At 61.7% G+C, this 15,802-nt stretch carries 10 protein-coding genes and 2 tRNA genes; 8 read left to right on the top strand and 4 right to left on the bottom strand.

Going from position 1 to position 15,802, the window contains the following annotated elements; all coding sequences use genetic code 11:
- Positions 1-9 precede the first annotated feature (9 nt).
- Entirely contained in the window at positions 10-1,293 is a 1,284-nt protein-coding gene (locus QEH68_RS13945; protein ID WP_280623156.1) for a macrolide 2'-phosphotransferase, read from the bottom strand.
- Positions 1,294-1,464: 171 nt separating this feature from the next.
- On the opposite strand from QEH68_RS13945, the gene nudC reads away from it, so the two are divergent.
- From nudC to QEH68_RS13930, 3 genes are read left to right on the top strand one after another with little or no spacing between them, the layout of a single operon-like run.
- Positions 1,465-2,454 carry an NAD(+) diphosphatase gene (gene nudC / locus QEH68_RS13940; RefSeq protein ID WP_207594065.1) on the top strand — a complete coding sequence of 330 codons (990 nt, stop codon included), beginning with the start codon at positions 1,465-1,467 and terminating at the stop codon, positions 2,452-2,454.
- A complete protein-coding gene (locus tag QEH68_RS13935) occupies positions 2,451-4,583 on the top strand; it encodes an ATP-dependent DNA helicase UvrD2 (protein WP_280623155.1) in 2,133 nt (710 codons plus the stop codon). Before nudC ends, QEH68_RS13935 begins: the two co-directional genes overlap by 4 nt.
- Positions 4,583-5,191: a YgjP-like metallopeptidase domain-containing protein gene (locus tag QEH68_RS13930; protein WP_280623153.1), complete on the top strand. Its 609-nt coding sequence runs from the start codon at positions 4,583-4,585 to the stop codon at positions 5,189-5,191. The genes QEH68_RS13935 and QEH68_RS13930 overlap by 1 nt, the downstream gene beginning before the upstream one ends.
- A 60-nt stretch (positions 5,192-5,251) precedes the next feature.
- Here QEH68_RS13930 and QEH68_RS13925 read toward each other — a convergent pair whose 3' ends face one another.
- On the bottom strand, positions 5,252-6,706 hold the full coding sequence (locus QEH68_RS13925; RefSeq protein WP_280623151.1) for a zinc-dependent metalloprotease: 1,455 nt from the start codon (positions 6,704-6,706) through the stop codon (positions 5,252-5,254).
- Positions 6,707-6,916: 210 nt separating this feature from the next.
- Between QEH68_RS13925 and QEH68_RS13920 the strand changes: the two genes are divergently transcribed.
- The 5 genes from QEH68_RS13920 (at position 6,917) to QEH68_RS13900 (ending at position 12,603) form a co-directional block, all read left to right on the top strand.
- The gene (locus tag QEH68_RS13920; RefSeq protein WP_280623150.1) at positions 6,917-8,053 is read left to right on the top strand and encodes a S16 family serine protease; all 1,137 of its coding nucleotides are present in this window, start codon (positions 6,917-6,919) and stop codon (positions 8,051-8,053) included.
- Between the two features lie 126 nt (positions 8,054-8,179).
- Positions 8,180-11,176 carry a UPF0182 family protein gene (locus QEH68_RS13915; protein ID WP_280623149.1) on the top strand — a complete coding sequence of 999 codons (2,997 nt, stop codon included), beginning with the start codon at positions 8,180-8,182 and terminating at the stop codon, positions 11,174-11,176.
- 140 nt (positions 11,177-11,316) lie between these two features.
- Positions 11,317-11,390 (top strand) — tRNA-Met (locus QEH68_RS13910).
- A gap of 214 nt (positions 11,391-11,604) precedes the next feature.
- Positions 11,605-11,678: transfer RNA gene (locus QEH68_RS13905), tRNA-Met, on the top strand.
- A gap of 124 nt (positions 11,679-11,802) precedes the next feature.
- Complete coding sequence (locus QEH68_RS13900) at positions 11,803-12,603, top strand: GntR family transcriptional regulator (protein ID WP_207594059.1); 801 nt, start codon at positions 11,803-11,805, stop codon at positions 12,601-12,603.
- A gap of 95 nt (positions 12,604-12,698) precedes the next feature.
- On the opposite strand, the gene QEH68_RS13895 is transcribed toward QEH68_RS13900, so the two are convergent.
- Positions 12,699-13,487: a PspA/IM30 family protein gene (locus QEH68_RS13895; RefSeq protein WP_207594058.1), complete on the bottom strand. Its 789-nt coding sequence runs from the start codon at positions 13,485-13,487 to the stop codon at positions 12,699-12,701.
- A 98-nt stretch (positions 13,488-13,585) separates the two neighbouring features.
- Positions 13,586-15,640 carry a TPM domain-containing protein gene (locus QEH68_RS13890; protein WP_280623148.1) on the bottom strand — a complete coding sequence of 685 codons (2,055 nt, stop codon included), beginning with the start codon at positions 15,638-15,640 and terminating at the stop codon, positions 13,586-13,588.
- Positions 15,641-15,802: the final 162 nt, after the last annotated feature.

Below are 15,802 nucleotides of genomic sequence, written 5' to 3'. Positions count from 1 at the left end.
CAATTGGTGCTAGGACCGGTTTGCTGTATGGAGCGGCGTCACCTTGACCACGCTGATGGCGGCAGTGGATGTGTCGTCCGGATCGTTGGTGCCGTTGGAATCGCCGGCCCCGGCCTGGACGGGCTTCTCCGTTTCCTCTGCGTCGGCAGTTGATCCCGGGGCAGTTGTTCCCGCCTGCGCCGACTCCAGAGACCGCTCCGGGGACGTGGCAGACGTCCCGGGGATGGCTGCCACCGTAACCGTTGGTTCGGCGTTGGGAATCGCTACGACACTGACGGGAGGGTTTTGGCCTGCTGAAGTGGCGGCAGCCTGCGCATCGGCAGCCAGGATTTCAGCGGCCTCATTCTCGGCGGCCTGCGCTGCTTCTTCGTCACGCCGCGCTTGCTCGTCAATGTCAGCGGAGAGTGTCTGAAGCATTGACTCTGCCTCCGCCGTCATGCTCTGGTGCCCGGCAGCCATAGCCTTGACCAGGTACTGGGCCAAGGCGAATTCGGCCAACAAAGCTGCCCGCCGGAGCAAATGAACGTCGGGCTTCTCACGGCGTGCCTGGGTGTAGTGGTTCAGGACGGCCTCAACGAACGACGCTTCGTTCGATGCCACCAGCCATGCGAAGTCGTCGGCGGGATCACCAATCCGGAGATCGGTCCACCCCGTCAGGGCAGTCACGGAGTCATCCTGCACCATGAGGTTGTCTTCGTGGAGGTCACCGTGGACCACCGAGGTACTGAACCGCCACAGTGCAACGTCTTCCAGGGCGTGCTCCCAGCGCCGGAGCAGGGTGGCAGGAATCTTGCCAGTGGTTGCCGCCTGGTCCAGTTCATTGAGCTTCCGCTGCCGGAACTCGTTGGCAGAGTAGCTCGGCAGGTCCGCGTTGGTCACCAAGGTCAACGGGAGGTCATGGATGGCAGCCAGCGCTGAGCCGATCTCCCTGGCAAGGGCGGGACTGCCGGCAGATAGCTCGTCAATGGAGAGCATCGCACCGTGCAGGTGGGTGTAGACAAAAGTGGTGAGGTCGCCCTGGCGCACAGTGCCGGCAATGGTTGGCACGTGGAAGGGCAACTCTGCGCGAATGGACGGAGCGAAGGCGCGCAGCACCATGAATTCGGTTTCCAGCCGGGTGCTGGCCTCCGGATGGCGCGGTGAACGGACGCGCCAGCGTTTGCCATCCGCGTCGAGCAGCAACGCCGAGTCGAAGTCGGCGTCGTCGTCGGGGGAAAAGGCTGTAGCCGTCGGCGCCAGGCCAGGCACCGCCGCGGTTGCTATAGCGGCCAGTTCGAGCGGTGTTCTTCTCACCTTCTCAACGGTAGATTGAGTGGGGCCTGTGGCCATGATGCAGTGCGGCGAGTCTTCAGATCCGCCGTAAAACAGGGCATTTTTGCAGGCGATGGACGCCCGGCGGGGTGCATCCACAAGGGGGGACCCTCCCAAATGTTATTTGTCGGTACGAATCAGTACGGTAGATACATGAGCTATACGGAGTCACCGGCGCTGGCCAACCACCTGATGGAGACCGTTCTTCCAGTGCGTCCTGCCATGGTGGATCGTGGCTCCGGGGTCCGGGTTAAGCCCGGCATGGTGGAGGACCTCCTGGCTTCCGGCGCGGCCCAAGCCATGGTTATTTCCCAGCGCAAGGCACTCGTGACCGCTGATGGACTGTGGTTCGGGGACGCCACGTCCCTGTGGAATGCCCTCAAGGGAGCAAATCCCGGTTCCACCGCGGCTGTTTACCTGGGCATCACGTTGGAATCGTCTTCCTTGCCTGAAGGAACGCCTGTCCTGTTGTTCACGGTGGCGGAACCACCGGTGCCGGGCACCGCTACGGTGCCCGCGGATGCCCAATGGGCGGGTTTCAGGGAAGTCGCCGGCCGATTGGACGCCAGCGATACTGCGTTGTTCATCGAGGCCAGCGCAATCTCCAACTGGCACGCGACGCACACGCACTGCCCGCAATGTGGCCATCCCACGGACATCGAGGCCGGCGGATGGGTACGTCGGTGCCCCAAGGACAATTCAGAGCATTACCCCCGGACGGATCCCGCGATTATTGTCACGGTAGTGGGTCCGGACGGCCGCCTTCTCCTAGGCGGTGGGGGCCCCACAGACGCCAGGAATTACTCGACGCTCGCGGGCTTCGTGGAACCTGGAGAATCGCTGGAGCAGGCGGTTGTCCGGGAAATCGGGGAAGAAGTAGGTGTGCGCGTGTCGGCATGCCAATACCTCGGTTCACAGTCCTGGCCATTTCCCGCATCGCTGATGCTGGGCTTCACCGCCACCACTGAAGACTCGGTGGCCCGGCCGGATGGCATTGAAGTCACCAGGGCGCGCTGGTTCAGCCGTGAAGAGCTGCAGGCAGCCGTTTCCAGCGGAGAGATCACCATTTCCTCGCGCCTCTCCATTGCGCGTTCACTGATTGAACATTGGTATGGCGGCATTATCGAAGACCTCCAGCCGTGACCGAAGACGTTTTCGACGCCGGTGGTTCACTGGAGGAACGCATCCTCGGTGGCTTGGATGAAGAACAGCGCGAAGTAGCAAGTACCTTAACGGGGCCCCTGTGCGTTCTCGCGGGAGCGGGCACAGGTAAGACGCGTGCCATCACCCACCGCATCGCGTACGGGGTCCACTCCGGCGTTTACAGTCCGCAGCGGTTGCTCGCCGTAACTTTTACAGCGCGTGCCGCTGCGGAGATGCGCAGCAGGCTTCGGGACCTTGGTGTGGCGAATGTCCAAGCCCGCACGTTCCACGCAGCCGCACTGAGGCAGTTGCAGTTCTTCTGGCCCCAGGCCATTGGCGGTACGTTGCCGAATCTGTTGGACCACAAGGCCAATATGATCGCGGAGGCTTCCCGCAGGCTTCGGCTCAGCACCGACCGCGCAACCATCAGGGATCTGGCCGCAGAAATCGAGTGGGCCAAAGTGTCCATGCTCACTCCCGCCAACTACCTTGAAAACGCCCAGGACCGCGGAACGCCCGGCGGTTTTGACCTGACGGCGGTATCCAGGGTTTTCCAGGCATACGAGGACATCAAGACTGACCGGAACGTCATCGACTTCGAAGACGTCCTCCTGATCACAGTAGGTATCCTCCAAGAGGATCCAAAAGTGGCGGCAACGGTCCGGGAACAGTACCGCCACTTCGTAGTGGACGAATACCAGGACGTCTCCCCGCTGCAACAGCGACTCCTGGACCTGTGGCTCGGAGGCCGGAACGAGTTATGCGTGGTGGGCGATGCCAGCCAGACTATCTACTCCTTCACGGGTGCCTCACCCAAGCACTTGTTGGGGTTCAAAGCGCAATTCCCGGACGCTACTGTCGTTAAGCTGATCCGCGACTACCGGTCCACCCCGCAAGTGGTGAAGTTGGCCAACGACCTCCTCGGGTCCCGGCGAAGCGGTGGGCCCGTCGCGGATGCTGCCTGGGCGCCGCCGCTTAAACTTGTGGCCCAGAGGCCGGCCGGTCCCGAACCGCGCTTCATGGAATGCCCGGATGACGAGGCTGAGGCTGCAGTGGTGGCCGGCCGGATCCAGGAACTGCTTGATACCGGAATCAAGGCCAGCGAGATCGCGATTCTGTTCCGCACCAACGGCCAGTCCGAAGCGTATGAACAAGCACTCGCTTCAGCCGGCATCGGATACCAGCTTCGTGGCGGAGAGCGATTCTTCGCACGCAAGGAAGTCCGCCATGCCATCCTCCAACTGCGCGCCGCAACCCGGGCCGTCGCCGAGGGGCCGCAGGAGCCGCTGGGGCAGATCGTTCGGGACATCGTCGCGTCGCTCGGTTATACCGACGCCGCGCCGCACAACGGAGGTGCGCTCCGTGAACGATGGGAATCCTTGGCAGCATTGGTCGCTTTGGCAGATGAACTGGCCGTCAGCCGTGGCGAGGCTTTCACGCTGGCCGAATTCGTCAACGAACTCCAGGAACGCTCGGTAGCCCAGCACGCACCCACAGTCCAAGGGGTTACCCTTGCATCCCTTCACGCCGCCAAGGGACTGGAATGGGATGCCGTGTTCCTGGTGGGCCTCAGCGAAGGACTTATGCCCATCTCCTTCGCAGACACCCCGGAAGACGTTGATGAGGAGCGACGACTGCTCTATGTCGGTATCACCCGGGCACGGGAACATCTGAACTTGTCCTGGTCAACGGCCCGCACACCGGGTGGCCGTGCCAACCGCAAGCCATCGAGGTTCCTTGACGGACTTCGCCCCAACTCAGTGGCGTCCGCAAACGCCCGCAGCAAGACAGGTCCCACTCGCCGGAAAGCCGCCGCACCGGCGTCGTGCAGGGTGTGCGGAACCATGCTCGCCAGCGGTGCCGAACGTAAGGTGGGACGTTGCAACCAGTGCCCGCCGTCCTATGAGGAACAAACCTTTGATGCGCTCAGGCAATGGCGCAAGGATGAAGCGAAGTCCGCCGATGTCCCTGCCTATGTTGTTTTCACTGATGCAACTCTCACTGCCATCGCCGAGGCCAAGCCATCGTCCTTGGAGGAGTTGGCCGGTTTGGCAGGAATTGGGCCGTCCAAACTCGAACGCTACGGCGAAGCGGTCCTGGCGGTCCTGACCGAGAGCACCGAGCTCTGATGGTGCGCCGATCGGCTGCGGATGCTGACGTTCCCCTGGTCACCGACGACGGCGCTCCCGTGGTCGTGCGCCGATCAGCCAGGAGGCGCAGGACGGTCGCTGCTTTTTGGGAGGATGGCAAAGCCGTTGTTGCCATCCCGGCCAGCTTCACCAAATCCCAGGAACGGGAGTGGGTCCACCGCATGCTGGCCAAGCTGAAGAAGCAGGGCGAGCGACGGTCAGGCCAGGGCAGTCGTCGCCCGGCGACAGACGAAGTCCTCGCGGAGCATGCCGCGCATCTTTCGCGGACCTATTTGGGCGGGCGGGCCGTCCCGACGTCCGTTCGTTGGGTCAGCAACCAGAATTCGCGATGGGGTTCTGCCACTCCGGCGGACGGCACCATCAGGCTTTCCAACAAGCTTCAGTCCATGCCGCAGTGGGTTATCGACTACGTTCTGGTGCACGAGCTCGCGCACTTGCTGGTAGCGGGGCACAACGCCGACTTCTGGAAGCTGGTGGAGTCGTACCCCGAGACGCAGCGCGCAAAGGCCTTTCTGGAAGGTGTTGCCTTTGCCACCTCAAGGGGTCTTCCGCCGTATTCGAACCCGGCACCGGATTCAGGGGCTTAACGCGGCAACGGCCACCAGGTAGGTGGCGGCCGTTGCTACGTAAAGCTCCCGGGGGCTCGCCTACTTGGCTGGGCCCTCAGTGTCCGTGTCATCTTCTTCGGTTTCCTTGCCAGGGGTCTTCCCCGCAGCATCGCCCTTTTCCGGGGCATCAGCATCCCCGGCCTCGTTGGTGTCATAGCCGCCGCTGAGCAGCTTCTGAAGGGCATCGTCAACTTCGCTGTCGCTGGCTTCGGCCAAACGGCGGCGTTCGGAGAAGCCCTTGGGATCGTCCAGGTCTTCACCGGTGGGCAGCAGATCCGGGTGGTGCCAGATAGCGTCACGGCCGGCAATGCCGCGTTCTTCCTTCAGCGTTGCCCACAGCGTGGCGGCCTCCCTGAGCCTGCGGGGACGCAGCTCCAGGCCAACAAGGGATGAGAACGCGTGTTCGGCCGGGCCACCCGTGGCGCGACGACGACGTACGGTCTCGCGGAGGGCGGTGGCAGAAGGAAGGACCTTGTCCGTGGCCTCCGCGGTGAGCTCGTCCACCCAGCCTTCAACCAAGGCGAGGGCGGTTTCGAGCTTCTCCAGGGCGGCCGTCTGCACCGGGGTCCGTTCCGGGGTGAATACACCCTGCGAGAGCGCTTCCTGGATTCCCTCAGGGTTGCTGGGATCAAGGTCGCGGGCGAGGTCTTCAATACGGGACATATCTATGTGGATCCCTCGGGCGTAAGCCTCAATGGCGCCCAGAAGGTGGCCACGCAACCACGGAACCTGGACGAAAAGCCTGGCGTGCGCCGCTTCACGGACGGCAAGGAACAGACGGACGTCGTTCTCCGGGAGGCTGAGGCCTTCACCGAATTTGGCGACGTTGGCTGGCAACAGCGCCATTTCCAGGTCAGCCAGAGGAACACCGATATCGGTGGAGCTGACAACCTCGGCCGAGAGCGCACCGATGGCCTGCCCCAGCTGCATGCCGAAGATTGCGCCACCCATGTTCTGCAGCATCGACGAGGCACCGCCCATCATGGACTTCATTTCCTCGGGCATTTGCTGGGTGAGGGCAGTGGACAGGGCGTTGGCGACGCTGTTGGCAACGGGTTCGGTCAGGCGCTTCCACGTACCGAGAGTCGCCTCCACCCACTCTGCCCGCGACCACGCGCGGCCGATCAGGCCGGTTGCTGAAAGATCGGTCACGGGGTCCAGCCAGAGTTCCGCAAGCCTGAGGGCTTCGTCGATCTCACGGGCCTGCACGGCGTTCACTGAGGGATCGGTGCTTGCCGCTGCAACCCGTCGCGCATTCTCATGGGCAAGCTGCCAGTTCACGGGGCCCTCGGAGGTGGAGCTCATCATGGCCTGGACTTGCGCAAACATCTGCTGGAGCAGTTGGGGATCGTTGGGCAGGCCGGCTGCCTTGGCAAGCTCGGCGGGATCGATGTTGCCCATGCCCTGGCCGCCCATCAGGTTCTGCAGCATTTCTGCCAACGGATCCTTGGGAGTGTCGTCGTCGTTGGACGGGTTGTTGGGGTTGGATGTCATGGTGCCGCCGATCGTCGAACTGGCTGGTGATCTCTTTCACCGTACCCCGCGGCCGTAGCGCTGTCTGCCCGGATGCGGCGTCGTTCGCTGTAGGCAAAGCAGCCCGCCAACGCCGGACCGCGTAGTGTTGATGTTTGGTATGTGCAGCTGCCGTCTTCGGTGGCAACAGCCATGTAACCGGTCACGCAATGCCGGCATAGAGAGGCCTCAATGCTAACTTCGCCCAGCCCCGAGGGCTCATTGGATCCGCGTCAAACGTCCGACGCCGATCCCTCCTCAGTGCCTTCGGCACCGCCCCGCGACACCAGGTACATGATCATGGTGATCTCAGGCCTTTTGGCACTGGGACTCGGCATTGGCGCTGCCGCCCTGCCGGTTCCTTACGTGATTGAGTCAGCGGGGCCTACGTTCAACACTTTGGGCAAAGACGGCGATAAACCCGTTATCAAGATCTCCGGACGCGAATCCTTTCCCGCCAATGGCAACCTGGATCTCACCACCGTGGTCATGACCGGCGGTCCAAAGAGCCCGGCCACTATCTTTGACGTGTTCCGTGCTTGGTTGGACAGTTCCAAAGCCATTTATCCCGAGGAACTGATCTACCCCAAGGGCACCACCGCTGAGCAAACGGTTCAAGAGGGTGAGATCGCCATGGAGACCTCCCAGGAGAATGCGTTCGCCGCCGCATTGCGGGAGCTGGATATCCCGTTTGAGCAACGGCTGAATGTCGCGGGACTCTCGGAAGCTTCACCCTCAGCCGGGAAAATCCAGGAGGGCGACCTCCTGAAGTCCATCAACGGCAAAGCCATTACGTCCATGAGCGTGATCCAGGCCGAGTTGGCTGCTGGTGCAGGGGCGCCGGCCGAGGTGGTGGTCGAGCGGAAGGGGGCTCTGGTGACGGAAACCATTACGCCCACCAGGAATTCGGCCGACCGCTATGTCCTGGGTGTGCTCCTGGCCAGTGACTTCACATTCCCGTTCGATGTCAGTATTTCCTTGGAGAACGTGGGTGGACCAAGCGCCGGAATGATGTTTGCCTTGGGAATCATCGACAACCTCGCCCCGGGCGACCTGACTGGCGGCAAACACGTCGCCGGCACCGGAACCATCACAGCCGATGGCGCCGTGGGTCCCATCGGTGGGATAGCCCAGAAGATGATCGGAGCACGGCAGCAGGGGGCCACCATGTTCCTGGCTCCGGCCGCCAATTGTGCTGACGTCGTGGGCCATGTTCCCGATGGTTTGCAGGTGGTCAAGGTCGAAACCCTGGCCGATGCCACCGCCGCTGTGGAACGGCTCGGTTCGGGAGACGACACGACGGGCCTTCCCACCTGCACAAACAACTAGACTGGCGGTGGAACTTAGCTCCACCGCCACTCGTGGCATATATGACGGCCTCCGCCATATCCCAGCGGCAGAGAATGTCAACCACTCGCATACCGACTGTTCACTGACACCAATGAGGTACAGAGTTTGTCCCGTCCCGCCAGCTCCAACCCGCCCGGAAGATCACCGCTGAGACGAGGTGCCCTGACGCCGACGCTCATTGTCGTGGCAGTGGCCGTCGTCGGGTTCATTTTCTTCGCCAATGTGTGGACCGACGTCCTCTGGTACCAGCAGCTTGGTTTCTTCGAAGTGTACATACGCGAAAACCTGGCCAGGATCATCACGTTCCTGATCGGTTTCGCCATGATGTTCGCTGCTGTGTTCTTCGCCATCAGGATCGCGTACCGCTCCCGCCCCGTTTATGCCCCGGATGCCGAGTCGCGGGATAACCTCAACCGCTACCAGGCCCAGCTTGAGCCTGTACGCCGGGTTGTCATGATCGGCCTGCCCATCCTGTTTGGCCTGTTTGCCGGCAGCGCGGCGGCCAGCCAGTGGCAGAAGGCCTTGCTGTTCTTCAACCAGGAGCCATTCGGGCAGACAGATCCGCTGTTCAACCTCGACATCAGCTTCTACCTGATGTCGCTTCCCTTCCTGGGCTTCGTCACGGGCTTCTTGATCAGCATCGCCGTAGTGGCCGGTGTCGCCGGAATCCTGACCCACTACCTTTACGGCAGCATCCGCCTGATGGAGCGCGGTATTTTCACCAGCCGCGCAGCCCAGATCCACATCGCTGTGACCGGTGCACTTTTCCTGATCCTGCTGGGTGTCAACTTTTGGTTGGACCGTTACACCACGGTGCAGAGCAATTCCGGCCGCTGGGCCGGTGCACTGTACACGGATGTCAATGCGGTAGTTCCCACCAAAGCGATCCTCGCGGTTGCCGCGGGACTTGTGGCCATTCTGTTCATCATCGCCGCGGTCATCGGACGCTGGCGCCTGCCGGTCATCGGTACCGCCATGTTGGTCATCACAGCCATCCTGGCCGGCGGTGTCTATCCGTGGGTTATCCAGCAGTTCCAAGTACGTCCCTCGGAAAACACGTTGGAGAAGGAATTCATAGACCGAAACATCAAGATGACCCGGGCCGCGTATGGCCTGGACCAGATTGATGTCTCGGCCTATAACGCCACCACCACAGCCACGACTGGCGCGCTCGCTGCAGATGCGCAAACCACTGCGAACATCCGCCTTCTGGACCCGAACCTCATTTCTTCAGCGTTCGCGCAGCTGGAACAGTACCGCCCGTACTACCAGTTCCCCCAGACCTTGAATGTTGACCGCTACATGGTTGACGGCAAGGTTCAGGACACAGTCATCGCAGTTCGCGAGCTGAACCCGGATGGCCTGAGCGCCAACCAGCAGACGTGGGTCAACAGGCACATTGTGTACACCCATGGTTATGGTGTTGTGGCTGCCAAGGGCAACAAGTTCACCGCTGATGGAAAGCCGGAGTTCCTGCAGTCCGGCATTCCGTCAAATGGTGTCCTCGGCAATGACACCACCTACGAGCCCCGCATCTACTTTGGCGAGAACTCTCCCGAGTACTCCATCGTGGGAGCGCCTGATGGTGCGCCGAACCGTGAGCAGGACCGGCCGGCAGGCAGGGAAGGCGGGGGAGAGACCCAGTACACCTTCAGCGGCAATGGCGGTCCCAACGTTGGAAACTGGCTCAATCGGATCCTCTACTCCATCAAGTTCCAGTCTTCGGACCTGTTGCTGTCCGATGGTGTCAACGCTGAGTCCCAGATCCTGTACGAACGCAATCCCCGTGAACGTGTCGAGAAGCTCGCCCCGTACCTGACTGTTGACGGCAATGCGTACCCGGCCGTTGTCGATGGTCGAGTGAAGTGGATTGTTGACGGTTACACCACCAGCCAGTACTTCCCGTATTCGCAGCCGCAGCAGTTGCAGAACGCCACTGCCGACTCGCAGACCAGCGCTGGCCGCACGGTTGCCTTGCCGAACAGCTCGGTCAACTACATCCGCAACTCGGTCAAGGCCACTGTGGATGCCTACGACGGTTCAGTAAACCTCTATGCATGGGATGATCAGGACCCCATCCTGAAGGCTTGGCAGAAGGTCTTCCCGACCGTTATCAAGCCCTACTCGGAGATGTCGGGCGACCTCATGAGCCACGTTCGGTACCCGGAGGATCTCTTCAAGGTCCAGCGTGAGCTTCTCGGCCGGTACCACGTGACGGATCCGGACAGCTTCTACCAGAACAATGATGCTTGGAGCGTTCCGAACGATCCCACTGTTTCCGAAGCCGTCAAGCAGCCGCCGTTCTACATGTCGCTGCAGATGCCTGACCAGGAGAAGCCTGCCTTCCAGCTGACATCGTCCTTTATTCCACAGACGGTCAACGGCAGCGCGAGGAACATCCTGTACGGCTTCCTTGCTGCGGACTCTGATGCCGGAAACGTCAAGGGCGTCAAGGGGGAGAGCTACGGAAAACTGCGGCTCCTGGAGCTCCCTACCGATACCCAAGTCCCTGGGCCCGGCCAGGCACAGAACAAGTTCAACTCCGATCCCACCGTGTCACAGGCGCTGAACCTCCTGCGGCAGGGGGCCTCGGACGTTCTGAACGGCAACCTGTTGACGCTGCCCGTGGGTGGCGGTCTGCTGTACGTGCAGCCCGTCTACCTGAAGTCCACCGGTGAGACGTCTTACCCGACGTTGCAGCGCGTGCTGGTGGCTTTCGGTGACAAGATCGGCTTTGCGCCAACCTTGGACGAGGCCTTGGACCAACTGTTCGGTGGCAACTCCGGCGCTACCGCCGGCGATGCCGACAACAACGGCCAAACGCCCACCTCACCTCCGGGCACCACGACGCCGCCGGCTGGTCCCACTGATGCCAAGGCTGACCTCAAGGCAGCGCTGGACGAAGCCAATAAGGCGATCGCGGACGGCCAGGCCGCCTTGGCGAAGGGCGACTTTGCCGCTTACGGCGCCCAGCAGACCAAGCTGTCCGAGGCACTGAAGAAGGCCCTGGATGCGGAAACCCGTCTGGGCGCCACGGCGACTCCTTCGGCAACACCGGAAGCCAGCCCCAGTGCCACACCGTCGCCTTCTCCGAGCAGCTAGGCCTGGCGAAAAAGGCGACTGATATGGGCCGGTGCCCGCTCCTTTCGGAGCGGTCACCGGCCCTTTCAGTTTGGGGAGACGCACATCACGCAGCCAGGATTTGGTCTCCCATTCACCGGACGGTAATGTTGTTCTTGCGACGCGGGGTGGAGCAGTTCGGTAGCTCGCTGGGCTCATAACCCAGAGGTCACAGGTTCAAATCCTGTCCCCGCAACTGGAGAAAAGGTCCGGATCAGTACTTACTGATCCGGACCTTTTTGTTTTCCCCGGAGTCCTGTGAAATCCACTGTGCCGACGTGTCCTCTGGGAGGGGTAGCGGTGGTCAACGCAGATCGACTGGAGCCCTAAGGCGCGGAAGTGATCTGCGGCACCATTGCCGCCATATGGTCAGAGGCACCCTGAAGGGTGCGGTAGAGTTGATCTTGCGACGCGGGGTGGAGCAGTTCGGTAGCTCGCTGGGCTCATAACCCAGAGGTCACAGGTTCAAATCCTGTCCCCGCAACTGGAGAAAAGATCCGGATCAGTTTTTACTGATCCGGATCTTTTGTTTAAGCGAAGTGCGTGATGACGGGTGCTAGCATCAGATCCGGATTTGCTGAGGCAGGAAAGGGGATGGGACGGACCCAATGGTCAATGAAGACGTCAAGCCGGGCCTCACCCGTGAAGTCCTTCAGAGGGACAGTCCCGTTGCTGTCTACCAGCAGGTGGCTGACGTTTTGGTCGACCAAGTCAGCCGGCTGGAGCCAGGATCCCGGATACCTACGGAAGAGTCCCTGATGGACGAGTACGGCATCAGCCGCACCACAGTCCGGAAGGCGATAGAAACGCTCGTGGTCAAAGGACTGTTGGTTCGCAGGCAGGGCAAGGGAACGTTCGTAATGGCCCAACGCCCGGTAAAAATGCTGAACCGCCTGGCTCCTTTCATGGAGACGTTCACGGCGGCGGGGATGAAGACCGTCAAAGGTCTTATCGAATACAAATGGATGGAAAAGGACAAGTCAGTGCCGGCAAAGCTGGTTTCTGATGACAACCTTGTCCTGGTGATCCGCCGATCGTATTCAAGCGCCGGCTGGCCGTATGCCATTGCGGAGATCTTCATCCCTTCGCACATCGGGCGCCATATCAGCCTTGCGGATGCCGAACGAAATTCCATCTATCAGGTTATTCAGGACAGGACACTGAAGCCGCTCCAGCGGGCGGAAATCACCGTGACCATGCATGAGCCCCCGGAGCACCTCGCAGACGCGCTCAACGTCCGTGGCTTCCCCATGGTGCCCCGACTGGAGCGGACCACGTTGGGCCCACACGGCGAGGTGCTGGAATGCACGGTGACCTACTTCCACCCGAAAGGGTTCGAGATCCGTGCTGAAGTGGCTACCGACGTAAGTCCTGGGCAGGATTCCGTGGTTCAAACTGCGGCGGGTTAGGTAAATGCCATCAGAGAAAATGGGCCGGATCCTTTGGAGGATCCGGCCCATTGGCTTGGTTCAGCAGTACATCACGGGCACGTGCCCGATGCGAGCTAGAGCTTGTCGAAGTCAGCTTCGTCGACGGTGGAGCCAGTTGTAGCGGCAGCACCGGCGCCGATGGCCGGCTTGGAACCGCCGGACTTCAATGCTGCAAGGCGAGCCTCGATCTCCGTCTGCTCTCCAAGGTCTTCCAGCTGGTTGAACTGGGCGTCGAGGCTGGAGCTGGCGAGCTCCTGCTGGCCCAGGACCTTGGCCTCTTCGCGGCGGATCTTCTCTTCGAAGCGGCCTACCTCGCTGGTGGGATCCATGATGTCAATGCTCTTGAGGGCATCGTGAACCTGGGACTGCGCGGCTGCGGTCTTGGAGCGTGCCACAAGCTCGTTGCGCTTGGCAGTGAGCTGGTTCAGCTTGCCCTTCATCTGGTCGAGCCCGGTCTTGAGCTTGTCCACTACCTCAGTCTGGGATGCGATGCTCGGCTCAGCTGCCTTGGCCTCGGACTCCGCGGTCATCTGGCGCTGGATGGCCACCTTGGCAAGGTTGTCGAACTTCTGGGCATCCACGGTGTCGCCGGCGGCGCGGTACTCGTCGGCCTTCCGGGATGCCGCAAGGGCCTTGTTGCCCCAGTCTTGGGCGTTCTTGATGTCCTCGTTGTAGTCCGCCTGCAACATCCGGAGATTACCGATGGTCTGGGCCACGGCTGATTCGGCCTCGGCAATGTTGTTCGTGTAGTCGCGGACCATTTGGTCCAGCATCTTCTGCGGGTCCTCAGCCTGGTCCAGCAAAGCATTGATGTTTGCCTTGGCGAGCTGTGAGATCCGACCGAAAATGGACTGCTTAACCATGGTGTTGCCTTTCGTCCTGCTCAGTGGTGCCACTGAAATCAGTGATCAGTTGTTGTACCGCTTCTATGCGGGGCATGGACCCCACCTAGTCTGTCGGGCTAGAAGTCGCCTCCACCGCCGCCGTCGCCGCCCCAGCCGCCGCCGTCGAATCCACCACCGGAATCGCCGCCACCGAAGATGCCGCCGTCGCCGCCGCCGTCATTCCCGCCGCCCCAGCCGCCGCCGCCGCCGTTGAGGATGGAGTTGATGAGAATGCCGCCGAGGATGGCGCCGCCGAGGCCGCCGCCGCCACCGCCGCCGAACATGCCACCGCGTCCGTATCCTTGCCCCTGGTCTGCGTAGCCAAACTGGTCTACGTCGGACTGTGCGAGCTGGGCAGCCTGGGCAGCGAGTGAATGGGCCTGCTGTGCGTAGGTCAGAGCTGTTACGGGGTCATTGCGTGAAATGGACAGGGCGTAGTCGAGGTTGCGCTGAGCTTCGGCCAACCGGGTCCGTGCCTCCGTACCCACGCCACCGCGACGGGCCGTGATGTAATCGGACGTCGCGCTGATCTGGGCCTGGGCAGCCATGATGGTCTGCTGCAGCGATGCTTGTGCGCGGCGGGCCTGCTCCTGCTGGTTACGAATCCCGGAGAGGGACTGGTCCAGTGCCTGATGGGCGGACTCCACGCGGCCAAGGGTGGCAATGGGGTCGATTTTTCCGCCCTGAATCTCCGTTTTGACCTGCGCTAGTGCGGCTTCCACACCAGCCACAGGGCCGGCAAGTTCCGGATGTTCGCCGGATTGGATCATGGCCCGGGCTTGGGCAAGGTCCTGGCTGGTTTCAGCCACTGCGCCTTCCAGTGAAGCGCGGGCCTCATCGAGGCTTCCGGCCGTCTTGGAGATGGCATCGATCAACACGGTGGTCTGGTGCAGGCTTTCCTCGGCAGCACGAACAGCCACGGCCGCAAGGCTGCTCTCACCGGCGGACAACTTCTCCTGTGCTGCGGTGACGGCATTCTGCACGAACGCAAGACGCTCTTTAGCCTGCAGGATGTTGTCGGAGACCTGGGTCAACGCCGACTCAGCGTATTTGGCGCGCAACCCCTCAAGCGATTGCTCGGCGCTGGCGATTCTCGAGTCCGCGTCCTTGGCTCCTGCGGACACCGCTGCAAGGGCCTGGGGGGCGTTTTTCTCGAGCTCCCGCAAGGAGTCGAAATCAGCTTTCTGATCACGCAGTGAAGCCAGCGCTGCTTCCGACCGGCGGATGATCTCCCCGAGCCAACTCCGCTGCTGTTCTTCGGTGTCAGGGATGTGGTCATCCAGTTGCTGCTGGAGTTTGAAGGACTCCGTCATGTGGGCCTTGGCTTCTTCCAAAGCCTTGGTGAAGTTGCCGATGGCGGAGTCCCCGTACTGTGCCTGGGCAAATCCGAGTTCCTGCTCACTGGACTTGATGGCGTCATCCGCCTCGATCAACAGCGAGCCGCTCTTCTGCCGCAGTTCCGGGATACTCAATCCGGCGAGCGGATCAAGCTGTTCACCTTGCGGTCCATAGCTGGCGCTGACGGCCTTGGTGCCGCCCTTCTTGCGTCGGTTCCGCAGGTAGAGGTACGTACCAGCGCCGCCAGCCGCTACAACGCCCACCCCGACGAGCACGCCGACTCCCGCATTACCGTTTGGCACTGTTCCGCTGCCGCCACCAGCGGCATCTCCGATTGCGGCAGCTGCGTCGATGGCAGCCTGGGCATAATTGCCTGCACGCAACTGCGGGTCGATTGCCTTACTGGTAATCGTGTCCCGCTGGGCATTGGTGATCTTGCTGTTACTGGGTTTGCTCAGCTGGTACTGACGCGTTTCGGTTGCGACGGCGAGAACAAGGGCGTTGGGCCCGAGCTGCGCTTTTTCTGCGACCTCGGCAGCCCATGCAACCCGGTCCGTAGGATTCTCAAAGCGCTTGACGAACACAGCGTGCAGCGTCATGGCGTGGTCTGTACCCAGCTTCTGGATGGCCTCTTGGACCTTGGCTTTGTCTCCGCCGAGAACGCCGGCCGAGTCCACAATCTTGGTTGTGGGATCGAGCGTCACCGGACTCTCGGCCCAGGCAGCTGTGGCCGGGAAGGCCAACATTCCAGCCAGGCCGATCACGGCGAGTACGCGTTTAACTATTGACCGCATGTGCAACCCTTCAGCACGTCTGCGACTGGAACAAGGCGTACCAATCGTCACAGAATGCTCAGCGCCCCCACGCATGGTGTAAAGCCGCAGGTCGCTGTGGCAATTCCTCTTGATTCTATGGTGCACCCCATGGCCCGTCCACAGGAGTGAATATGCCACCAG

The organism is Paenarthrobacter sp. OM7, assembly GCF_029873575.1.
Lineage (GTDB): Bacteria > Actinomycetota > Actinomycetes > Actinomycetales > Micrococcaceae > Arthrobacter.
This window is presented reverse-complemented; position numbering and strand designations above follow the sequence as displayed.

What these genes read in the sequence shown, in the direction of transcription:
- QEH68_RS13930 (WP_280623153.1), top strand. Translation starts at nt 4,583, where the DNA reads ATGGTGCGCCGATCGGCTGCGGATGCTGACGTTCCCCTGGTCACCGAC.
- QEH68_RS13895 (WP_207594058.1), bottom strand. Translation starts at nt 13,487, where the DNA reads ATGGTTAAGCAGTCCATTTTCGGTCGGATCTCACAGCTCGCCAAGGCA.
- QEH68_RS13890 (WP_280623148.1), bottom strand. Translation starts at nt 15,640, where the DNA reads ATGCGGTCAATAGTTAAACGCGTACTCGCCGTGATCGGCCTGGCTGGA.
- QEH68_RS13925 (WP_280623151.1), bottom strand. Translation starts at nt 6,706, where the DNA reads ATGACATCCAACCCCAACAACCCGTCCAACGACGACGACACTCCCAAG.
- QEH68_RS13900 (WP_207594059.1), top strand. Translation starts at nt 11,803, where the DNA reads ATGGTCAATGAAGACGTCAAGCCGGGCCTCACCCGTGAAGTCCTTCAG.
- QEH68_RS13920 (WP_280623150.1), top strand. Translation starts at nt 6,917, where the DNA reads ATGCTAACTTCGCCCAGCCCCGAGGGCTCATTGGATCCGCGTCAAACG.
- nudC (WP_207594065.1), top strand. Translation starts at nt 1,465, where the DNA reads ATGAGCTATACGGAGTCACCGGCGCTGGCCAACCACCTGATGGAGACC.